This window comes from Trinickia sp. Y13 (assembly GCF_029522115.1).
Lineage (GTDB): Bacteria > Pseudomonadota > Gammaproteobacteria > Burkholderiales > Burkholderiaceae > Trinickia.
On sequence record NZ_JAKWFK010000001.1, the window covers coordinates 422,461 to 443,226 of the forward strand.

The 20,766-nt window shown below is 62.4% G+C and carries 17 protein-coding genes; 15 read left to right on the plus strand and 2 right to left on the minus strand.

Annotation, left to right across the window (positions count from 1 at the left end):
* Nucleotides 1-5: 5 nt before the first annotated feature.
* From MMB74_RS01785 to arcC, 11 genes are all read left to right on the plus strand, one after another.
* The gene (locus MMB74_RS01785) at nucleotides 6-1,448 is read left to right on the plus strand and encodes a Y4yA family PLP-dependent enzyme (RefSeq protein WP_277426872.1); all 1,443 of its coding nucleotides are present in this window, start codon (nucleotides 6-8) and stop codon (nucleotides 1,446-1,448) included.
* The gene (locus MMB74_RS01790) at nucleotides 1,435-2,484 is read left to right on the plus strand and encodes a cysteine synthase family protein (RefSeq protein WP_277426873.1); all 1,050 of its coding nucleotides are present in this window, start codon (nucleotides 1,435-1,437) and stop codon (nucleotides 2,482-2,484) included. The genes MMB74_RS01785 and MMB74_RS01790 overlap by 14 nt, the downstream gene beginning before the upstream one ends.
* Entirely contained in the window at nucleotides 2,481-3,662 is a 1,182-nt protein-coding gene (locus MMB74_RS01795) for an NAD/NADP octopine/nopaline dehydrogenase family protein (protein WP_277426874.1), read from the plus strand. Before MMB74_RS01790 ends, MMB74_RS01795 begins: the two co-directional genes overlap by 4 nt.
* Complete coding sequence (locus MMB74_RS01800; RefSeq protein ID WP_277426875.1) at nucleotides 3,659-5,569, plus strand: IucA/IucC family protein; 1,911 nt, start codon at nucleotides 3,659-3,661, stop codon at nucleotides 5,567-5,569. Before MMB74_RS01795 ends, MMB74_RS01800 begins: the two co-directional genes overlap by 4 nt.
* A 3-nt stretch (nucleotides 5,570-5,572) precedes the next feature.
* On the plus strand, nucleotides 5,573-6,835 hold the full coding sequence (locus tag MMB74_RS01805; protein WP_277426876.1) for an MFS transporter: 1,263 nt from the start codon (nucleotides 5,573-5,575) through the stop codon (nucleotides 6,833-6,835).
* A gap of 77 nt (nucleotides 6,836-6,912) precedes the next feature.
* A complete protein-coding gene (locus MMB74_RS01810) occupies nucleotides 6,913-7,305 on the plus strand; it encodes a transcriptional regulator (RefSeq protein ID WP_277426877.1) in 393 nt (130 codons plus the stop codon).
* 371 nt (nucleotides 7,306-7,676) lie between these two features.
* Nucleotides 7,677-9,164, plus strand: a complete 1,488-nt coding sequence (locus MMB74_RS01815) for a basic amino acid/polyamine antiporter (protein ID WP_277426878.1) — start codon at nucleotides 7,677-7,679, stop codon at nucleotides 9,162-9,164.
* Between the two features lie 63 nt (nucleotides 9,165-9,227).
* Complete coding sequence (gene speC, locus MMB74_RS01820; protein ID WP_277426879.1) at nucleotides 9,228-11,567, plus strand: ornithine decarboxylase; 2,340 nt, start codon at nucleotides 9,228-9,230, stop codon at nucleotides 11,565-11,567.
* A gap of 18 nt (nucleotides 11,568-11,585) precedes the next feature.
* Nucleotides 11,586-12,809, plus strand: coding sequence for an arginine deiminase (locus MMB74_RS01825; protein WP_277426880.1), 1,224 nt, complete (start codon nucleotides 11,586-11,588; stop codon nucleotides 12,807-12,809).
* 62 nt (nucleotides 12,810-12,871) lie between these two features.
* On the plus strand, nucleotides 12,872-13,873 hold the full coding sequence (locus MMB74_RS01830; RefSeq protein ID WP_277426881.1) for an ornithine carbamoyltransferase: 1,002 nt from the start codon (nucleotides 12,872-12,874) through the stop codon (nucleotides 13,871-13,873).
* 12 nt (nucleotides 13,874-13,885) lie between these two features.
* The gene (arcC, locus tag MMB74_RS01835) at nucleotides 13,886-14,833 is read left to right on the plus strand and encodes a carbamate kinase (RefSeq protein WP_277426882.1); all 948 of its coding nucleotides are present in this window, start codon (nucleotides 13,886-13,888) and stop codon (nucleotides 14,831-14,833) included.
* A gap of 434 nt (nucleotides 14,834-15,267) precedes the next feature.
* On the opposite strand, the gene MMB74_RS01840 is transcribed toward arcC, so the two are convergent.
* Both MMB74_RS01840 and MMB74_RS01845 read right to left on the minus strand, forming a co-directional pair.
* Nucleotides 15,268-15,519 (minus strand): DUF1488 domain-containing protein, encoded by a 252-nt coding sequence (locus MMB74_RS01840; protein WP_277426883.1) that lies wholly within the window; start codon nucleotides 15,517-15,519, stop codon nucleotides 15,268-15,270.
* 2 nt (nucleotides 15,520-15,521) lie between these two features.
* Nucleotides 15,522-15,713, minus strand: a complete 192-nt coding sequence (locus MMB74_RS01845) for a hypothetical protein (protein WP_277426884.1) — start codon at nucleotides 15,711-15,713, stop codon at nucleotides 15,522-15,524.
* Nucleotides 15,714-15,935: 222 nt separating this feature from the next.
* Between MMB74_RS01845 and MMB74_RS01850 the strand changes: the two genes are divergently transcribed.
* The 4 genes from MMB74_RS01850 (at nucleotide 15,936) to MMB74_RS01865 (ending at nucleotide 20,638) form a co-directional block, all read left to right on the plus strand.
* Complete coding sequence (locus MMB74_RS01850) at nucleotides 15,936-17,129, plus strand: CaiB/BaiF CoA-transferase family protein (RefSeq protein WP_277426885.1); 1,194 nt, start codon at nucleotides 15,936-15,938, stop codon at nucleotides 17,127-17,129.
* Nucleotides 17,126-18,067: a hydroxymethylglutaryl-CoA lyase gene (locus tag MMB74_RS01855; protein WP_277426886.1), complete on the plus strand. Its 942-nt coding sequence runs from the start codon at nucleotides 17,126-17,128 to the stop codon at nucleotides 18,065-18,067. Before MMB74_RS01850 ends, MMB74_RS01855 begins: the two co-directional genes overlap by 4 nt.
* A 91-nt stretch (nucleotides 18,068-18,158) precedes the next feature.
* Nucleotides 18,159-19,619: an MFS transporter gene (locus tag MMB74_RS01860; protein WP_346780661.1), complete on the plus strand. Its 1,461-nt coding sequence runs from the start codon at nucleotides 18,159-18,161 to the stop codon at nucleotides 19,617-19,619.
* 98 nt (nucleotides 19,620-19,717) lie between these two features.
* Entirely contained in the window at nucleotides 19,718-20,638 is a 921-nt protein-coding gene (locus MMB74_RS01865) for a LysR family transcriptional regulator (RefSeq protein ID WP_277426887.1), read from the plus strand.
* The last annotated feature ends 128 nt before the right edge of the window (nucleotides 20,639-20,766 follow it).

The window sequence follows — 20,766 nt, forward strand, 5'->3', positions numbered from 1 at the left end:
CGCTCATGACGCCCATGCTACGTGACGTGTCGTCCGAGCTGTCAGCGAAAACCCAAGCTAGGCACGGCGCGACGCCCGCGGCGCTACCGCCGATAGCGGGTCCTGCCATCGATCGATTGATTCGTTCGCCGCAAGCGTTGATCGACATGGCGCGCACCTACGGGTCGCCGCTGAACGTCGTGTTGCCGCAAGTGTTGCCAGAGAACGTCGAGCGTTTGCGTGCGGTGCTGCGCCGGCACGAAGTGCAATACCGCTTGTATTACGGCGCCAAAGTGAATAAATCGCCGGGGCTCGTGCGTGCCGCGGTGGCTGCGGATATTGGCGTCGATGTCTCCAGCCTCGGCGAAATGCGCGATGCGCTATGCGCGGGAATCGATCCTGCGCGGCTGTGCGCGACGGGGCCTGCGAAAACACGCGTGTTTCATATGGCGCTCGTGGCCAACGGCGCATTGATTTCGGTCGATTCGCTCGAGGAGTTCGGCGATCTGGAAGCCGTCGCTCGCGAGGTCGATCCGGCTCGGCCGGTTAGGGTGCTGTTGCGCTACCGGCCGAGCGCTTCAGGCCTAAGCCGGTTCGGCATGGCAGAAGGTGAACTGCATGCGTGTCTCGATCGGTTGGCGCTGAAAAGGCAAACGTTTTCATTCGAAGGATTTCATTTTCACTTGGGCGGTTATCGCCACGAAGCGCGTGTGACGGCCGTGTGCGAACTCGCTCGCTTTGTGGATATGGCCCGGGCGATGGGGCTCGATCCGAAAGTCGTCGATATCGGCGGCGGGTTGCCGGTTCGCTATGTCGAGCGCGATGCCTACGACGCGTTTCTCGGCGCGCAGAGCGCCGGCCACTACCGCAATGGCAAAGTGCCGGCGTCGTTCTATCCATACGGCGGGCCGATCGAGCCCGACGCGTGGTTGGACCGATTGCTCGGCTCGCCATGCGAGGGCGGTCGATCGGTTGCGGGATATCTCAAGGCGCAAGGATTGACGCTCGCGATCGAGCCTGGGCGCAGCCTTGCCGACCAAACGGCAATCTCGATTTTTCGCGTTACACGCGTGAAGGCGATGGCCCCCGGCGAAGTCGTGATCTTCGTCGAGGGCAGCAGTTTCAGCGCGTGCGAGACCTGGTTCGCCTCGGAGTTCTTGGTCGACCCGATTCACATCCGCGCGAGCCGCAGCAGTGAGCGCGATGCCGTGCCGGCACGCGGCTGGATTGCGGGACACAGTTGCCTCGACGAAGACGTCGTCACGAATCGCTGGCTTGCGTTCGCGGCAAGGCCGGAAGCCGGCGACTTGCTCGTGTACGCCAACACCGCGGGCTACCAAATGGATTTGCTCGAAAACGAGTTTCACCGCCACCCGGTTCCGCGACGAATCGCGGTCACGTACGACGCGGCCGGTGGTTTCGACATCACACCCGACGATCGAATGGAGAAGTGGAATGATTTTGACTAAAGTCACCGAGCTGATCGGCAATACCCCGATTCTCAGTATTTCCATTCCCGAAAAGCATTCGCAATTGCTGCTCAAGATCGAGAAGAACAATCCGGGAGGCAGCATCAAAGACCGCATGGCGCGCAATATGGTCGTCGCCGCGCTCAAGTCGGGACGGTTGAGTCCCGGCGGCGTCATCGTCGAGTCGTCCTCCGGCAATACCGGGATCGGCCTTGCCATTGCGGCCGTCGAGTTCGGCTTGCGCTTCATCGCAGTGGTCGATCACCATGCGGCGCCGGACAAGATCGCGGTCATGCGCGCACTCGGCGCTGAAATCCGCTACGTCGAAGGCGACTATCGCGAAGACGAGGTGGCTGTGGTCGAGCGTCAGCGCATGGCTGCAGAATTGGCCGGCGAGATTCCCGGCGCGGTCTTCATGAATCAGTCGGACAACGCCGCCAACGCGGGCGGCTACTCCGAGTTCGTTCGAGAAGTCGTCAATGAAATCGGCGGGGTGGATGCTTATGTCGGCTGTGTGGGAACGGGCGGCTCGATGACGGGCATCGCACGCGGCCTGAAAGTTCACAATCCCCAAACCAAGACGATCGCCGTCGAGCCCGACGGCTCGATCGTGTTCGGGCGGCCCGGGCATCCGTACTATCAGTCGGGCACAGGCACGCCGGCGGGCGATACGGTCGGGCTCGTGCTCGATTACAGCTGCATCGATATGGGCGTGCAGGTGTCGGACTCCCAGGCTTTCGAAACGGCGCGCTACATGGCCCGCCGCACGGGCATGCTCGTTGGCGGGTCGACGGGCGGCGTGATTTACAAAGCGCTCGAATTCATTCATAGCGGCTTGATCGCTGGCAACGTGGTCGCGGCGGTCGCCGACGGCGGCGAAAAATATCTGCACACGGTTTTCAACGAGAGTTGGCTGCGCGAGCGCAACCTGCTCGATCCGCAGATCGCCGTGCAACTGGACCGCTGGTTCGGCCGGGAGGCGATCGCCGAAGCCCCGCGCGACATCCCGCGCCTATATGCGGTGGAAGCGGCATGAGCGCGCGCAACCGGCGCTCGACGCCCGCGCTGAACGTGGCGATTTGCGGGGCGGGCCGCACGGGGCATCTTGCGGCCGTCTTGTTCAAGCAGGTCGAGGGCGTGCATGTGTCGCTGCTCACGAGCAACCGCGACGTGATCGCCCGCCATCGCCGCGGCGACAGCCGCATCGAGGCGATCCTGCCGGACGGCACGACGCGCTCGGCTCGGCTCGACGCGGTGGCGAGCGAGGCCGACGCCGCACTCGCCGATGCCGACATCGTCATCGTGACGGTGCCCGCGCACGCGAGGCCGTCGCTGCTCGCGCAGATCGCCGCGCATGTGCCGACGGATAAGCCCGTCTATGTCGGGGCGATTCCCGGCTTTTGCGGCTTCGACTGGCTGGCCGAGCGCGCGTTCTCCGCACGCCCGAACGTCGTCATTTGGGGGATGAAGGATGTCTCGCATATCGCCTTCGATCTGAAGCCAGGGCAATCGGTGCGAATGGGCGGCGCGAAGGGCATGCTGTTCGTCGCCACCCACGATCGCGAAAGCGGAGCCTCGCGCGCCGCCTTGCTCGCAACCTTGCGCAGGCTCTACGAGGCGCCGGTCGAATTGCTCGACCACTATCTGGAAATCACGCTCACGCCCGGCAATCCGATCATGCATAGCTCGGTGATTTACGGCTTGATCGGCCCTTACGCGCAATGGCACGACAGGGCGTTTGCCGCGCCGGTTCGTTGGTGGACCGATTGCCCTGAACTCGGCGCCTATTTTCTCGAGCGCAGCGACGAGGAAAGCCGGTTGCTATGCAAGCTCGTCGAAGCACGCATGGGTGTGAGCCTCGCATCGATCAAGCCGCTAAAGCAGGAAATCGTCGAGGCCTACGGCACGCAAATTCGCGACCGCCGCACGATGTTGTCGGTGCTGCGCACGAACCAAGCCTATGACGACATCGAGGCGCCGATGGTCCCCACTTGCGACGGCGCAGGTTACGTCATCGACAAGACGCATCGAGCTTTTCGCGAAGACGTCGCTTATGGTCTGTCGCTGTTGGTGGAGATGGGACGGCGCCTCGGCGCGCGCTTGCCTCACATCGAAGAAATCTTTCATTGGAGCGTGTCCTACATGGGCGGTTTGCGCGGCTCCGCACTCGATTACTTTCCCGAAACTTGGCCGGCTCGATCCGCACGCTTATGAACCACACTCTTTCGCTCTTACGGCCCGATCATGCGTTCTACGCACAGCGGCAGCGCAGCGCCATCGAGGCGGCGAACCGCAATGCATTGCGCCGCTTGATCCGATGTCTGTTTGCCGAAGGCATCGTCGATCCCAACGCGCTCATCTTCATGCCCGGCGGCCGCGCGGCATGGCTGCCGCTTTGGAGTCGACACGCACTGCTGCTCTTTGGCGAGCTCGAAGCGGCGCCCGCCAATACGTACATCAATCGCGGACCCCTGACGCTGATCGAGGCGGATGGAACACGTGTGCCGATCGAGCGCCCGCAGCACTTGATGGACGTGCTGCGTCCGTCGTTCGACTTCGCGCCAAGCGATCGAGGCGTCACCCGATTGAAGGCGGACATTGAAAATAGCATCGAGAACGATGTTCTCGCCCGCATCTATCGCGATGCATGGAATGCGGCGCTACGCACGCGCATCGAGGTGGCCGAAGCCGATGGCTTCGCAGGCTACCTCCAACGGCAGATGAGCATTCGCGATGCGGCGGTGCTGCTCGATCAATGGGGCGCGCTCGAAGGCCATCCGTTTTACCCGACTTGGAAGAGCAAGCCCGACCTCGACCCCACGCAGGTTGCCGCGCTCTCACCCGAGTTCAATGCGAAGGTGCCCGTGCGCATTGCGGCATTGCGCGCCGATATGGCGTACGTCGAGCGCATGCCGCACATCGAAAGCGCGCATACATGGTTCGCTTGGAACTTCCCGCAGTTGTGGGTTCGCTGGCGCGACAGCTTGAACGAAAAGGGCCTAGACGAATCGGCCTGGTTGCCGCTGCCGATTCACGCATGGCATTTGGAGCACTTCGTGAGTGCCGAGTACGCGGCAGAGATTGCGGAAGGAATTCTGATTTTGGAAGGTCCCGACGTCGAGACGTGGCCGACCATGTCGTTTCGCACGATGATGCCACGATTGCCGGGGCCCGTGCCGTTCATCAAGTTACCGGTGGCGTTGTGGCTGACGAGCGAGCAGCGCAGCCTTCAGGCGAAGTCGATTCATATGGGGCCGCGCATCAGCACGGTGATTCAGCGCATCCTCGCCGACGAGAAAGGCTTTGACGGCACGCTCGAGATTTTCCCCGAAGAGCTTGCATTTCATTACAAGCATGCGGTCCGGCAGGAGGACCGCGCGGGTCGTCATCTGTCGGTGGCATTTCGCGCGAGCAAGGAGGCGTTCGAGCGCAACGACGGTTTGCTGCCGATCACGGTGGCGGCATTGCTGACCGGCTCGCCCGTCGACGACCGTCCGCTCGTCACGGAACTGATCGAGAAGCAGGGTGGGGCGCCTGCAACGCAAGCGATTGTCGAGGCATGGTTTCGGGCGTACGCACGTGTCGTGACGCACCCGGTGCTCGGCATCTATCTGCTGTACGGCATCGCGCTAGAGGCGCATCAGCAAAACACCTCGGTGTTGTTCGCACCCGACGGCATGCCCAAGCGCTTGCTCATACGGGATTTCGGCGACGGCCGAACTTACGCGCCGCTGCTGGAGAAGCGAGGGATCGAACTCGAGCCCTACGTCCACCCGGGCATCTTGCCGACGGTGTTTCATGACGACATCGAGCCGGTTCGCGCGTTCGTGCTCGACGCGTGTTTCGTTTGCCATCTGCATGAGGTTGCGCTGTTGCTCACACGCGAATACGATTTGTCGCGAACCCTGCTATGGGAGATTTTGCGGGAAGAGACGCAGCGCGCGTTCGATGCCTTCGCCCCGCGCGTTTGCGGCGACCTTTGGCGCGATGAGCGGGCCGCGTTCTTGGAGCAACCGTGGCCGACGCGTTCCGTGTTGCGGATGCATTTGCTCGAGTATTCGGACTACCGGCTCCAGCACGCCCTGCCGAATCCCTTGCGACAGACCGGGGACGAGGGCTGACCGATGACCTCCGTCGTGACCGGCGCCGATCGTGGGACGCGGCTCATTCACGTGCTGTTCGCCATTCAGCTCGTCTCCATGGGCGCGATGGAGATGAGCGGCCCGTTCTGGCCGCTTCATCTGAAGGCGCTGAGCACGTCCGCGCTGCAGTTCGCGGTGGCAGGCGTTGCCGTTTATGTCGGGCCGATGGTCGGCATGATGTTGACGAGCGCGTTTTGGGGGCGCGTCGGCGACCGCACGGGACATAAGCTGATGATGATCCGTGCGTTGATCGGATTGTCGCTCACTCAGTTCGCGCTCGCGTGGGCCGGCGACGTCTGGACGGTCCTGGCATTGCGGTTCGTCCAAGGATCGTGTGCCGGCTATATTGCCCCCGCACAGACCTACGGGGTGAACATCGTACCGCCGTCGCGCCGCGCGCGCCTATTCGCGTACTTGCAAGTGTCGACCAATTTCGGCTCGATTGCAGGCGCTATCTCGGGCGGGTTGATTCTCGATCATGCGACGTTTTTTTGGATCAACATCGCGGCCGCTTTGCTGTGCGCGGTCTGCGCGATCGCGGTCGCGCTCGTGCTACCGAACGTCCAGGTGCGAAAGCCTGCGCCCGCGGTCGAAGCGACGTCGGGCATTGTCGAAGGTTCGACGCCGTCGTCCACGTCGTCGTTCACGTGGCGGTCGCCACCCATTCCGAGCTTGCTCGGCATCGTCGGCCTTCTGCTCGTGAGCCGCATGATCGCGCAGACGCCGTTTTCGCTCTATGTCGGATCGACGTTCGCCGTCGGCAATTGGGTCGTGGGGCTGTGTTACGGCATGCTCTCGCTCGGTTTTGCCGTTTCGGCTTCGCTATGGGCGCGCTATTTCGAACGCCGTGGCTTTGCCGACGCGTTGCAGCGCATGACGGGCATCGCGGCTGGTTGCGCCGCCCTCACGCTCGGCGCCGCGCTCACGCGGCACGTCGGCGTGTTCGTCGCGATCCATTTCGTGTGGGGCGCACTGCTCGGCGCCACGACCCCGGTGCTGATGTCTTTGATCTCGAAAGCTGCCAGCGGGGTGCGTCAAGGTTATGTCTTGGGCGTGGCCCAGAGCACCACCCAGCTGGCCTCGGTATTGGGCATCGCGCTCGGCGGCTGGCTCTGCGGCGGCGTCGGCTTGCAATACTTGTACTTTTACGTCGCGGTGTCTTATGGGCTGGCGGCGCTCCTCATCTTGGTGCTTCGGCGCGAGCGCGGCGGCTTGGCACGCGCTGCCGTTTCTCCGGGGCGGTGAGTCTAGTGCGAGCGACGCCTGTCGGCACAGGGCGACCATTTTCGATACGGTGTCCGGATGTCTGTTGATCTGCCTTATTGCGTCTGCGTCAAGCCGATTTCGTCTCTGCGCAATCGGAAATGGTCGACGAGGACCACGTGCACAGGCTCGCAGCCACGATTCGACGAGCGGGGAAGTGGACGGCGCCTCTCCCCGTCGAAACGAGCACCGGCATCGTGATGGACGGCAATCATCGGCTGCGAGCCGCTGCCGTGCTCGGTTTGCGGTTTTTGCCTTGCGTTGCGCTCGATTATGTCGATCCGCGAATCCGTGTCACGCATTGGAAAACAGGTGAACCGTTTTGCGTGGCGGCGATCGCCAAGCGAATCCTCGAAGATAAGGATCTCTTCCCGTATAAGACGACGCGGCACCGCTTCGCGCCGATTCTGCCCACCACTGAAATTGCTCTGAGCCTGTTGACCGCGCCGTAAGCACTGACCGCCACGTGCGGCGATGGCCAAGTGCGGGCGCGCCGCATGGGCGGCCCCATTGGAGTGCCGACTCTAATTCCAATAGCCAGTTGGTCATCTTGGCCGATAGCCGATCCCGAATCGGACAATCACCGCGCCACATAGCGGGAAACGAATCGTCAAACGCGTCGCTGCTGCACGGTTTCCGCGAATCCGCGCATCTCCCCATCACTTGACGAGAATCAACCGATACCCGTGCGAGCTTGCGTACGCTGTCGAGGTACTTTTCCCAAACGTGGGCATCGGCACATTGCAATTCGATTACGCGCTCCCCCGCAATTGCGCGTCGTCTTGCTGCCGGACCCTACGAACGAGCGAATCGGAGAAAAACAATGGACATACCGCACGAACCGTCCAGGCCAGCCGCAAGCGAGCTTGCGGGCTCGAAGCAACCGAAGACGCGTACGTTGGGCTTGCCGCTTCTGACCGGCGTCGTCATCGCATCGATGATCGGCGGCGGCGCCTTCAATCTCCCGCAAAACATGGCGCAGGGCGCGGGCCTTGGCGCGGTCATCGTGGCCTGGGTCATTACGCTCGTCGGCATGTTTTTTCTGTCGAATACGTTTCGCACGCTTGCCGATAAAAGGCCCGATTTGAAGGCGGGCATTTATTCCTACGCGAAAGAGGGATTCGGCCCATTGGCCGGTTTCGAAATGGCTTGGGGGTATTGGCTGTCGGCGGCATTCGGCAACGTCGCATTCGCGTTGTTGTTCATGCAGACGCTCGGCTACTTCTTCCCCGAATTCAGGAGCGGCAGCAATTGGCCGGCGATCGCGGGCGCATCGCTGCTGATCTGGATCATGAACTTCGTTGTGCTCTCCGGCGTGAGGCGTGCGGCAATGCTCAACGTCATCTCGAGCGTGCTCAACATCGGCACGATCACGGTGGCGCTGAGCGCCATGGCCGTGGCCATGAAAGGCGGCATGTTCTCCTTCGACTTCTGGGGGCAACAACAGCATTTGGGCAGCCTGGTCGGCCAGGTCAAGAGCACGATGCTCGTGACGCTGTGGGTATTCATCGGCATAGAAGGCGCCGTCGTCGTCTCCGATCGCGCCGCCAAGACGTCGCAAGTGGGCATCGCGACTTTTCTCGGTCTGATCGTATGCACGGTGCTGTATTTCCTGCTTTCGGCGCTGCCGTTCGGCTTGATGCATCAGGCCCAACTCGCGGCCTTGCCGTCGCCGTCCGCGGCGTACGTGCTCAAGGCGGCGGTGGGTAATTGGGGCGCCGCGTTCATCTCCGTCGCACTCATGATGTCCATCCTCAGTTGCTGGCTGGCATGGACCATTCTCGTGGCGGAATTGCCGCACGAAGGCGCGAAGGGCGGCGTGTTTCCGAAATTCCTCGCGCGCGAGAACCGCCATCATGCCGCTGCGCCTTCGCTTTGGATCTCCAGCATGGCAATGCAGTGCGCCGTGTTCGTCGTGCTGTTTGCGCATAACGCGTGGACTTGGCTCATCTCGATCACCGGGGTCATGATTTTGCCTCCCTACCTCGCGAGCACCGTCTTCCTTTGCAAGTTCGCCTCGCAGCCGACGTATCGAGCGAGCGAGGGCGAAACCGCACGGCAATCCATGCTAACCGGCATTTTCGGGACCCTCTATGCGTTGTGGCTGCTCTATGCCGCCGGTCCGCAATTCCTGCTCATGTCGACGGTGCTCTTCGCGATCGGCGTGCCCGTGTATTGGTGGGCTCGGCGCGAGCATGCGCCCGGCGAGGCTGCCTTCTCGCGCCGCGAAGCCGTTGTAGCGGCGGCGTTGGTCCTGGTGGCGGTCGTCGCAGTCGTGCTGTTCGCGCGAGGCGTCGTGACGATAGGTTGAACGTAGCGTGACCGGCGCGTGCCTAGGTCGGCGCCGGCGGCGAATCGGACAGTGAGGAACGCGATGTTGTACGACCAGATGTTCGGCTTCTTGTTTTGTTGCGCCATGCCGGTGCCGCCGACGTTTCCTTCGCAACGGGCGCATTCCATCGTCGAGGAAGTTGGCCGGCTCGGCTATGCGACGACGGTTGCCGCCACGCTAGAGGATGCCCGTTGCGCAGTGCGCAGCGATGCCAGCGTGGGGTGCTTGGTCGTCGAGTGGTCGCAGATCGATTCCGAAAGCGACGTCGAAGCGTTCGTTCGATTCGTGCGCGAGCGGGGCCTGGAGGTGCCGATCTTCATCTTGGTCGAGCGCCATCTGCTGGAAGAAATACCGGTCGCCGTGCTCGGCCAGGTCACCGGGTACGTGTTCATCGAAGAAGATACGCCGCAGTTCGTTGCCCGCAATCTCGTGAGCCACCTGCGCAATTACGCGGATTCGCTGAAGACGCCGTTCTTCGGCGCGATGGTCGATTATGCGGAGCAGGGCAACCAAATGTGGACCTGCCCGGGGCACAACGGCGGTGTCTTTTACCAAAAGAGCCCCATCGGCCGGGCGTTCGTGAAGCATCTGGGCGAGCAGGTCTTTCGCAACGATTTGGACAATTCGGTCGTCGAACTGGGCGATTTGCTGGTTCACGAAGGCCCCGCACTGGCCGCGCAAAAGGCCGCAGCGCAGATCTTCGGCGCGGAGCGAACCTATTTCGTGCTGAACGGCACATCGACTTCCAACAAGATCGCGTTGACGGCGCTCGTGGCGCCCGGCGATCTCGTCCTGTTCGACCGCAACAACCACAAGGCAGCGCATCATGGCGCGCTGCTGCTGGGCGGCGGCATTCCGATCTACCTGCAGACCGGCCGCAACACCTACGGCATGATCGGCCCCATCGACTTCGAGTCGCTCGACGAACGGCGCATTCGCGAGAGCATCCGGTGCAATCCGCTCGTCGACGATCCGCAAGCCTGGCAGCGCGTGCGGCCATTTCGGGTGGCGGTCATCGAGCAATGCACCTATGACGGGACGATCTACAACGCACGAATGATCGTGGAAAAGCTCGGGCCTTTGTGCGACTACATCCTGTTCGACGAAGCGTGGGCGGGGTTCATGAAATTCCATCCGCTGTTCGAAGGACACTTCGCGATGGGGGTCGAGGGACTCGACGCGCAGGCGCCCGGCATCATTGCTACGCAGTCCACGCATAAGCAATTGGCGGGTTTCTCGCAAGCGTCGCAAATCCACGTCAAGGACGCTCACCTCGAAGGCCAGCGCCGCCAGGTCAGCCATCGGCGCTTTAACGAGATGTTCATGCAACATTCGTCGACGTCGCCGTTTTATCCGCTGTTCGCCTCGCTCGATGTCGGCGCCCAGATGATGAGGGGCCGTTCCGGGCAAGTGCTATGGGACGACACGATCCGGCTCGGCATCGAGCTGCGCAAGAAGATCCGCGAGCTGCGCCGCGAATACGAAGCGACGCAAGAAGACCCCGCTCGACGCTGGTTCTTCGATCCGTTCGTGCCGGACTTCGTGGCGCTCGATGGCCGCACGCAGCGATGGGAGGACACGCCCACCGATGTGCTGGCGCGGGACGCTCGCTGTTGGGAACTGGCCCCGGGCGAGCGCTGGCACGGCTTTACGGAACTGGCTCCCGGCTATGCGATGACGGATCCGAACAAGTTGACCCTGCTCACGCCAGGGTTCGACCGCGAGACGGGCCACTACGCAGAACACGGCATTCCGGCCGCGGTGCTCGCGCAATTTCTGCGGGAGCGGCAAATCGTGCCGGAAAAGAACGATCTGAACAGCATCCTCTTTTTGCTGACGCCGGGGCTCGAATCCACGAAAGCGGGCACGCTCTTATCGGCGCTGGTGCGCTTCAAGCAATTGCACGATGACAATGCTTTGCTAGACGAGGTGATCCCCGCGTTCGTGGCGGCGCATCGCGCGCGCTACGCGGGCCTTGGCCTGCGCGACTTGTGCGGGCAGATGCATCGGTTCTATCGTGAGCGTGACGTGTGCCGGTTGCAGCGAGAGCAGTTCCGGGCGGGGCATTTTCCGCAAGCGGCGTTGACGCCGCAGCAGGCGATGCACGAACTCGTGCGCAACAACGTCGAGCTGCTGCCGATCGATCGGATCGGCGGACGCATCGCCGCCACGCTCGCGCTCGTTTATCCGCCCGGCATCGGCGTGGTGGTGCCGGGAGAGCGATACGACGAACGCGCTCAGCCCATGCTGGACTATTTCCGGATGTTCGAGGAAGGCGGCAACCGCTTTCCGGGCTTTGAAAACGAAATTCAAGGGATTTACCGCAAGGCGGAAGAAGACGGAACCGTGCGGCTCTATACGTACGTCCTCACTGAGCGGTAAACGCTGGGAGAAGCTGCGATGACATTAGGTGTTCATTCCGAAGCGGGCAAGCTTCGCACGGTGATGGTGTGCCGGCCGGGACTGGCCCATCGGCGGCTCACGCCGGCCAACCGCGAGGCCCTGCTGTTCGACGATGTGATCTGGGTAGACAAGGCGATCGAGGACCACGATTTCTTCATCGACGTCATGCGCGAGCGTGGAATCGAGGTGCTCGAGTTTCAGCATTTGCTCGCGCAAGTGTGCCTCGACCCAGCGGCGCGGGACTGGATTCTCGATCGGCGCATCGTGGAGGAGGAGGTCGGCACGGGCATGCTGCGCGAGTTGCGGCTCTGGCTCGAAGAGATGCCTGCGCAGCAACTGACCGACGCGCTCGTCGGTGGCATTGCGAAGGCCGACTTGCCATTCGATGCACGCGGGTTGTTCGGCGGTCATCTCGAACGTTCCGATTTCGTGATGCCGCCGCTCGCCAATCTGATCTTCCAGCGCGATCCGAGCGCGTGGATCTATGGCGGTGTCACCTTGCATCCGATGTTCTGGCCGGCGCGGCGCAAGGAGGCGCTGCTGCTCGCCGCCGTCTACCGCTTCCATCCGCGCTTCGCAGGCAAGGTCAAGACGTGGTGGGGCGATCCCGACCGCAACTACGGCGCTGCCACCCTGGAAGGCGGCGACGTGATGCCGATCGGCAACGGCGTGGTGCTGATCGGCATGGGCGAGCGCACGAGCCCGCAAGCGGTGACGCAAGTCGCGCGGCATCTGTTCTCCGGCAATGGCGCGAACCGAGTCATCGCGTGCGAGATGCCGAAGGCGCGTGCGTCGATGCATCTGGACACGGTGTTCTCCTTCATCGACGTCGACTTCGTCAGCATCTATCCCGGCGTGGCCGACGGCATACGCTGCACGAGCCTGTACCCCGGCGACAAACTGGGCGAAGTTCGATACGAGCGGCACGACGAGGCGTTTCTCGCTGTCGTGGCCAATGCGCTGGGCGTGGGCTCGCTGCGCGTACTGACGACGGGCGGCGACGCGTACGAGACCGAACGCGAGCAGTGGGACGACGGCAACAACGTGCTCGCGCTGGATCGACGCGTCGTGCTCGCCTACGACCGCAACACCTATACGAACCGAAAGATGCGGCAAGCGGGCGTGGAGGTGATCGAAATCCCAGGCGGCGAGCTCGGCCGGGGGCGCGGCGGCAGCCATTGCCTCAGTTGTCCGATCGCGCGCGATCCGATCGACATCTGAAATGGCTGAAATAGCTGAAACATCGGAAGGCTGCTCATTACTCTTTGCTCAACGGATGCCCCATGTTCAACGTACACAATCGAAGCTATCTGACGCTGATCGAATACACGCCGCGCCAGATTCGCTATCTCCTGGATCTGTCGCGAGACCTGAAGCGCGCCAAATACGCCGGAACGGAAGTGCCGCGCTTGAGTGGCAAAAACATCGCCTTGATCTTCGAGAAGTCGTCGACGCGCACGCGCTGCGCGTTCGAAGTAGCGGCGCACGATCAGGGCGCGCATGTGACATACCTCGATCCGGCCGGGTCGCAGATCGGGCACAAGGAATCGATCAAAGACACGGCGCGTGTCTTGGGCCGCATGTTCGACGCGATCGAATACCGGGGTTTTGCTCAGGAGACGGTCGAGGAGTTGGCGCAATACGCCGGTGTGCCCGTGTATAACGGCTTGACGGACGAATTTCACCCGACGCAAATGCTGGCCGATGTCCTGACGATGACGGAGTTCAGCGATAAACCGCTTCACGATATCGCTTATTGCTACATCGGCGATGCGCACAACAACAGCGGCAACTCGCTGATGGTGGTCGGCGCGAAGCTGGGAATGGACGTGCGCTTGTGCGCGCCGCGCGCATTGTGGCCGCACGACGAATTGATCGCACAATGCCGCGCGATCGCGGCGCAGACGGGAGCGCGCCTTACGTTGACGGAAACACCCGACGAAGCGGTGAAAGGCGCCGACTTCATTTACACGGATGTCTGGGTGTCGATGGGAGAGCCGGTGGAAAAGTGGGGCGAAAGAATCCACGCGCTTTTGCCGTATCAGGTGAATGCGGAACTCGTCGCGGCCACCGGAAACCCGCGCGTGAAGGTCATGCATTGCCTGCCGGCGCTCCACGACACGGCAACGCATGTGGGCAAGCAGATCGCAGCGCAATACGGCCTTGAAAACGGCATTGAAATCACCGATGAGGTCTTCGAATCGGACGCGTCGGTCGTATTCGAGCAGGCCGAGAACCGCTTGCATACGATCAAAGCCGTATTGGTCGCAACGCTGGCCGGGTGAGTGGAGCGAACCATGCGATTGGTCGTGGCATTAGGCGGGAATGCACTGCTCAAACGCGGTGAGCCGGTCAGCGCGGATGCGCAGCGCCGCAACGTTCGGCTGGCCGCAGTTCAACTGGCCAAGGTCGCCGCGGGCAACGAGCTCGTGATCGTGCATGGAAACGGACCGCAGGTGGGATTGCTCGCGCTCGAACAGGCGACGATGCCGCAGGCCGAGCATTTTCCGCTCGATGTCTTGGATGCGGAATCGGAAGGGATGATCGGCTACACGATCGAGCAGGAACTCGGAAACGAGCTTCCTTCCGAGCGAGCCTGCGCGACCCTGCTGACGATGGTGGAGGTCAGCGCCGCGGATCCGGCTTTCGCGCACCCCACCAAGCCGATCGGCGCCGTGTACACCCTCGCGCAAGCGCAAGCCATGATTGCCGAGAAGGGCTGGACGATGGCGCGCGACGGCGATTCGTACCGGCGTGTGGTGCCGAGTCCCAAGCCGGTCCGCTTGCTCGAAATGCAGGCCGTACGATGGCTGCTCGAAAAAGGCGCCGTCGTGATTTGTGCGGGCGGTGGGGGTATCCCCGTCGTCGAGGCGCAGGACGGCCGTTATTGCGGCGCCGAAGCCGTGGTCGACAAAGATGCGAGCGCGGCGCTCCTTGCCGCGGCAATCGACGCGGACCTGCTCGTGATCGCCACCGACGTGCCCGGCGTTTTCAGAGATTGGGGTACACCGTCGGCGCGCCTGGTTCGGCGCGTGAGTCCCGATGCACTCGGGGCACAAGCCTTCGCCGCGGGATCGATGGCGCCCAAAGTCAAGGCCGCATGCGAGTTCGCCAAACATTCCGGGCGTCGCGCCGTGATCGGTGCGCTGGGGCAAATCGATGCATTGATCGCCGGCACGGCCGGCACGTCGGTCGATTGCGCATATGCGGAATCGGTGGAGGAGGAAGTCAAAGGGCAGGGATGAAACGGATCGGAAAAATATAAATCGCGACAGCATCGCCAAAAGCGCCCAGACTGCGCTCATGGCGGTTGCTTTCGCGGTCGTCCAATCTGGAGAGTCATGATGTCAAAAGGCACGACGCGGGGTAATCGCGAGGCGAAAAAGCCTAAACAGCCTAAAAAAGTGGCCCCTCCTGCAGATAGCGCATCGCTCGCCAATGGCGCGAAAGCCGCAGCGACCAGCGCTCCCCCGAGAAAAAAATAGCAGAGGGCGATGGGCGGCTTCATAGCGCTCGTGCCGCCCGTTCATCGCAGTCGGATGCGAAGGTGCATTCCCTCGAGATATCGCTCGGCATGAGTGCGATGGAGGATGGCAACGCCGTGGCGGCGGGTGACTTGGAAGGATTCAAGCCTGTGCCGCTGACAGATCCCGATGCGTTTTAGCGAAAACGTCGCCGCTCACGAAATCGAATATCGATTCTGTGGGCCGGCGACGTATTGCTTTCTGGCGATTTCGAGGAGCCTTTCACGGCATTCATCGAAGGCGCCCAGCAACGAGCGCTCGTCGGTGCCTGCGTCGGGGCGCAGGCTTTTGATCATCGCGCCGTCCACCTGGAAGGTGATTTCGCGCGAGTTATCGTATCCCCAAAAATAGACGCAATGCCTAGTGGCATCGTAACTGCGGCTGGGATTGGGGAATTCGAGTGCCACGATCAGCCTTTGGCGCGCACGACCGAATAACGCCATTTGCTGGCGTTCGAATCGATGGAGGCATCGTTGACGCGCCGCTGCTCGGCGCGCAATGCGTCGGCGGTTTCGAGGATGAGCGCCTGTTTCCTACGATCCTGGGTGTATTCGCTCACGCGGGCGGCAAGGGTGGCGGTTTGTTTTGTGGGTGATCGCATGATGTGTCCTGGTAACGGAGGCCACAACGCGCGACCAGCCTAGTCCGACTGTACACCCTTTGTCGGCGTTGGCGCGTTTTATTATCGGCGGCGGCGATTCTCCAGACATATGTCGGAACGTTCGATATTCGCGAACGGTCCTTGGCAAATTGCGGTTGGACCGGCCCGATCCCTCGCTGGTAACTTGTCTCCCAACAGAAAACTTGGTTTGGAGACAGCATAATGAGTGGACCCCTTAAGGGTATCCGCGTCATCGAGATCGGAACGCTCATCGCGGCGCCATTTGCCGCGCGCCTCATGGCCGAATTCGGCGCAGAAGTCATCAAAATCGAACCGCCCCAAACGGGCGATCCGTTACGTAAATGGCGCAAGCTGCATGAGGGCACCTCGCTCTGGTGGTATTTGCAGTCGCGCAACAAGAAATCCATTTGTGTCAATTTAAAATCGGCCGCCGGAATTGAAATCGTCAAGCAACTGGCTGCCGACGCCGATGTCCTCATCGAAAATCTGCGCCCCGGCGCGCTCGAAGCGCTCGGCTTGGGCTGGGACGCGCTGCATTCGATCAACCCAAAACTGACGATGGTTCGCATTTCAGGGTATGGCCAGTCAGGTCCCTACCGCGACCGGCCGGGTTTCGGCGCGATCGGCGAAGCGATGGGCGGCATCCGCTATACCACGGGTGAGATGGACGGCGTGCCCACACGCGCGGGCGTGAGCTTGGGCGATTCGCTCGCATCGCTCCATGGCGTGATCGGCGCCTTGATGTCGTTGCTGCGTGTGAAGACGGGACAGGGCGAAGGACAAGTCGTGGACGTCTCGCTCGTGGAAAGCGTGTTCAATCTCATGGAAAGCCTCGTGCCCGAATACGATCTGCTGGGGCATGTGCGCGAGCGCAGCGGAGGCGCGCTGCCTGGCATTGCGCCGTCCAATACCTACCGCACGAAGGATGGCCGCTTCGTCGTGATCGCGGGCAATAGCGATCCGATTTTCCTGCGGTTGATGCAAACCATCGGCCGGGCCGATTTGGCCGACGATCCTGCGCTGGCGCACAACGACGGACGCGTGAAGCAAAGCGCGCTGCTCGACAAGGCGATTGGCGAGTGGGCGCGGCTTCATGCGATCGACGATATTCTGGCCGCGCTCGAGCGCGCGCAGGTGCCCGCGGGCCGCATTTACTCGGTGGCCGACATCGTCGCCGATCCCCACTACCAGGCGCGCGACATGCTGCTGCAGGCGCACTTGCCGGGGGGCGTATCGGTGAAAATGCCCGGCATCGTGCCGAAGTTGTCGCAAACGCCAGGCGCCGTGCGTTGGCAAGGACCGGCGCTCGGCGAGCACACGGAGAGCGTGCTCGGCGAACTCGGATTCGATCGCGACGACTTCGAGCGCTTGCGCAGCGAAGGAGCGGTGCAATGAGCCCCCGCACGTACGAACCGCTGATCGTGCAGGAAGTGGCGCCTCGCGACGGCTTGCAGATCGAGCCCACGTGGGTGGAGACGCGCGACAAAGTCGCCCTGATCGATCGATTGTCGAAGGCCGGCTTCTCTCGCATCGAGGCAGGTTCTTTCGTTTCGCCTAAGGCGATTCCCGCGTTGCGCGACGGCGAAGCGGTGTTTCGCCAGATCGCACGCCAGCCGGGTGTCGTCTACGTGGCGCTCGTGCCGAACCTGAAGGGCGCCGAGCGTGCACTGGCTGCGCGCGCCGATGAGCTGAACCTCGTCATGTCGGCGAGCGAAACACATAACCGCGCCAACATGCGGATGAGCTGCAGCGCATCGCTCGACGGCTTCGCCGATATCGTGCGATGCGTCGCCGGGTCGGGCGTCGGCTTGAACGCAACGGTGGCGACCGCATTCGGTTGCCCCTTCGAAGGCCCGATCGACGAGAGCCGCGTGATGGGTATCGTAGCGGCGTACCAAGAGAGGGGCATTGCGAACGTCACGCTTGCCGATACGACCGGGATGGCGAACCCGCGGCAAGTCTTGCGGCTCGTGTCTCGCGTGCTCGAGCGCGTGCCCGTAGGTTCGCTCACGCTGCACTTTCACAACACCCGAGGGTTGGGGCTTGCCAACGTGCTCGCCGCCTACGACGCCGGAGCACGCCGTTTCGACGCCGCATTGGGTGGGCTCGGCGGCTGTCCGTTCGCCCCGGGCGCATCGGGAAACATCTGCACCGAGGACCTCGTCAACTTATGCGAGGAAATGGGCATCCCCACCGGGATCGATCTCCAGCAACTGATCGCGTTATCGCGCGGGCTGCCGGCGTTGCTCGGGCATGACGTTCCCGGGCAAGTCGCAAAAGCCGGACGCAACTGTGATCTGCATCCGGTGCCCGAATACGTTCGCAACCTTTGACCGGCGTTCGCCGTTTTACCGCTTCCCCTTTTTGACCTTCTACAACGATATTGGACCGGACGGCATCGCCCAGTTCGGCTTGGAGACGATGATGAGTAAGCCAGCAGTCGCCACGGTAGGCGAACAGGAACGCGCGCAGGAGGCCCACGCGAGCCTATCGATGCGCAAGGCAGCCGAGATCGCGGCGCGATTCGATCGATTGCCGCCCTCGCGCACCGTTTGGACGATGGTGATCCTGATTTCGCTTGGCGGTGTATTCGAATTCTACGACCTGTTCTTCACCGGCTATGTCGCGCCCGGAATGATCGCATCGGGGCTGTTCAAGCCCGAATCGCTGGGCTTTTTCGCGGCGCTGCAGCCGCTTGCCGTCGCTGGCTTCGGCACGTTCGTCTTTGCTACGTTCGCCGGCCTTTGGATCGGCACGCTCGTATTCGGTTTCGTCGCGGATCGCTTCGGCCGCCGTTTCGTCTTCACCGGATCGCTGCTGTGGTACATGGTCTGCACGGCGATCATGGCGTTTCAAACGTCCGGCTTCGCGCTCGATATTTGGCGCCTCATCGCGGGGATCGGGATCGGCGTCGAACTCGTGACGATCGATACGTATATTTCCGAGCTGATTCCGAGCGGCGAGCGGGGCCGAGCCTACGCCGTCAATCAGTTCATCACGTTCTCGGTCGTGCCGTTCGTCGCGTTTCTCGCGTATGTGCTCAAAGGCACGCAGCCCTTCGGCTTGGACTACTGGCGTGTTGTCATGCTGATCGGTTCGGTCGGCGCTGTGATCGTCTGGATTTTGCGTCACAAGATTCCCGAAAGCCCGCGCTGGCTTGCGCGTCACGGATGCATCGAGGAAGCCGAGCGCATCGTGGCGGACATCGAACGCCGGGTGATTGCGGAGAAGGGCATATTGCTGCCCGCGCCGCGATCGGCTTCGCTCGAGCAGCAGGGCAAAGGGTCGTACAAGGAAATCTTCGGGCCGCAATACCGTGCTCGCACGATCATCCTGTCGATCTTCAATATCGCGCAAGTGATTGGTTTTTACGGCTTTGCGGCTTGGGTGCCGACGCTCCTGATCAACCGAGGCATTCATGTCACGGCCAGCCTCGGGTATGCGTTCATCATTGCGATCGCGAACCCGTTCGGTCCGCTGCTCGGTGTTTGGTTCGCCGATAAGCTCGAACGTAAGACTCAGATTTGCGGCAGTCTAATCACGATGGGTGTCGTGATCGCCATCTTTTCTCAGGCATCCGCGCCGTGGTTGCTGATCGTGCTCGGCGTCCTCTTCACGCTGGCAGCGAACATCATGTCGTACGCCTTCCACGGGTACCAGGCCGAACTCTATCCCACGCGCATCCGCGCTCGGGCCATCGGCTTCGTCTATTCGTGGAGCCGGATTTCCGCCGCGTTCGCCGGGCTCGCCATCGGCATCTTGCTGCATGGATACGGCGTGCCGGGCGTGGCGGGCTTCATCGCCGTCTCGATGCTTGTCGGCGTTTGCATGGTCCTCCTGGGACCGTCGACCCGAGGCCGCTCGCTTGAAGCAATCAGTCGTTGACGGCTGAGGGGGCGCCCGTATTGCGCGCGGGGGGCGCTTCCTCCAGAATGCTTTGCCGCCTCATGGCGGCTTTCGCCGATGTCCGGCACGACTTGGCCATGGTTCCGAAAAACCTGTTGCGACGGCTCGACCTCACGACACTCAAGCTCTTCCTGACGGTACACGAGGAGGGCACGCTCACGCGCGCCGCCGAGCGCGAGGCGATTGCCGTGTCCGCCGCGAGCAAGCGGCTGCTCGAGTTGGAGCAAGCGGTCGGTGCGTCGCTTTTTCGCCGAAACGCACGCGGCATGACGTTGACCCCAGCAGGCGAGACGCTGCTGCATTACGCGCGTCGCGTCATGCGCGATATCGAGAGTATCGGCGTCGAGCTGGCCGGGCACGCGAGCGGTGTGCGCGGCTATGTCCGGATGGTCGCGAACCTGTCGGCGATCGTCGAATTCCTTCCAGAAGATCTGCGTGCGTTTCAGGCAAACCACGAGCGCGTCAAGATCGATCTCGAAGAACGGCCGAGCGGTGGCGTGGTTCAAGCGGTGCAAGATCATCTCGCCGACGTCGGCATCTGCTCGGGCGACGCCGACCCGCACGGCCTGCAGACCACGCATTATCGTAACGATGAGCTCGTGGTGGTCGTGCGAGACGACCATCCGCTGGCCTTGCGCGAGAGCGTGGGTTTCGCACAGACGCTCGACGGCGATCACGTCGGCTTGCATTCGGCCAGCTCCATCAATGCGCGCACGCACCTCGCCGCGCAACAGGCGGGCCGGCCTTTGAAGCTGCGCATCCACGTGCCGGGCTTCGATGCGGTATGTCGGATGGTGCAGGCGGGCATGGGTGTCGGCGTGCTGCCGCTGAAGGTCTATCAAATCATGGGCCGCCCGCTTGGCCTCGCCGCGGTCGCACTCGAAGACGATTGGGCGCGGCGCGAGCTGATGCTCGTAGTGCGCGATGTCGATGCTTTGTCGCCCGTCAGCCGCTTGCTCTTCGATCACCTGCGTTGCGCGCAGGCCGCGCAGGGCTGAGCTTAAAGGCGACGCACACAGATCCGAACCAATGCGTCTTGCGACGATGGTTGATATCGATCAAGCCATCGTCTGCGTCCACGCACTACGCTCGAATGCCGTGCGTTGTCTGCCGCCCGCGTCGAATC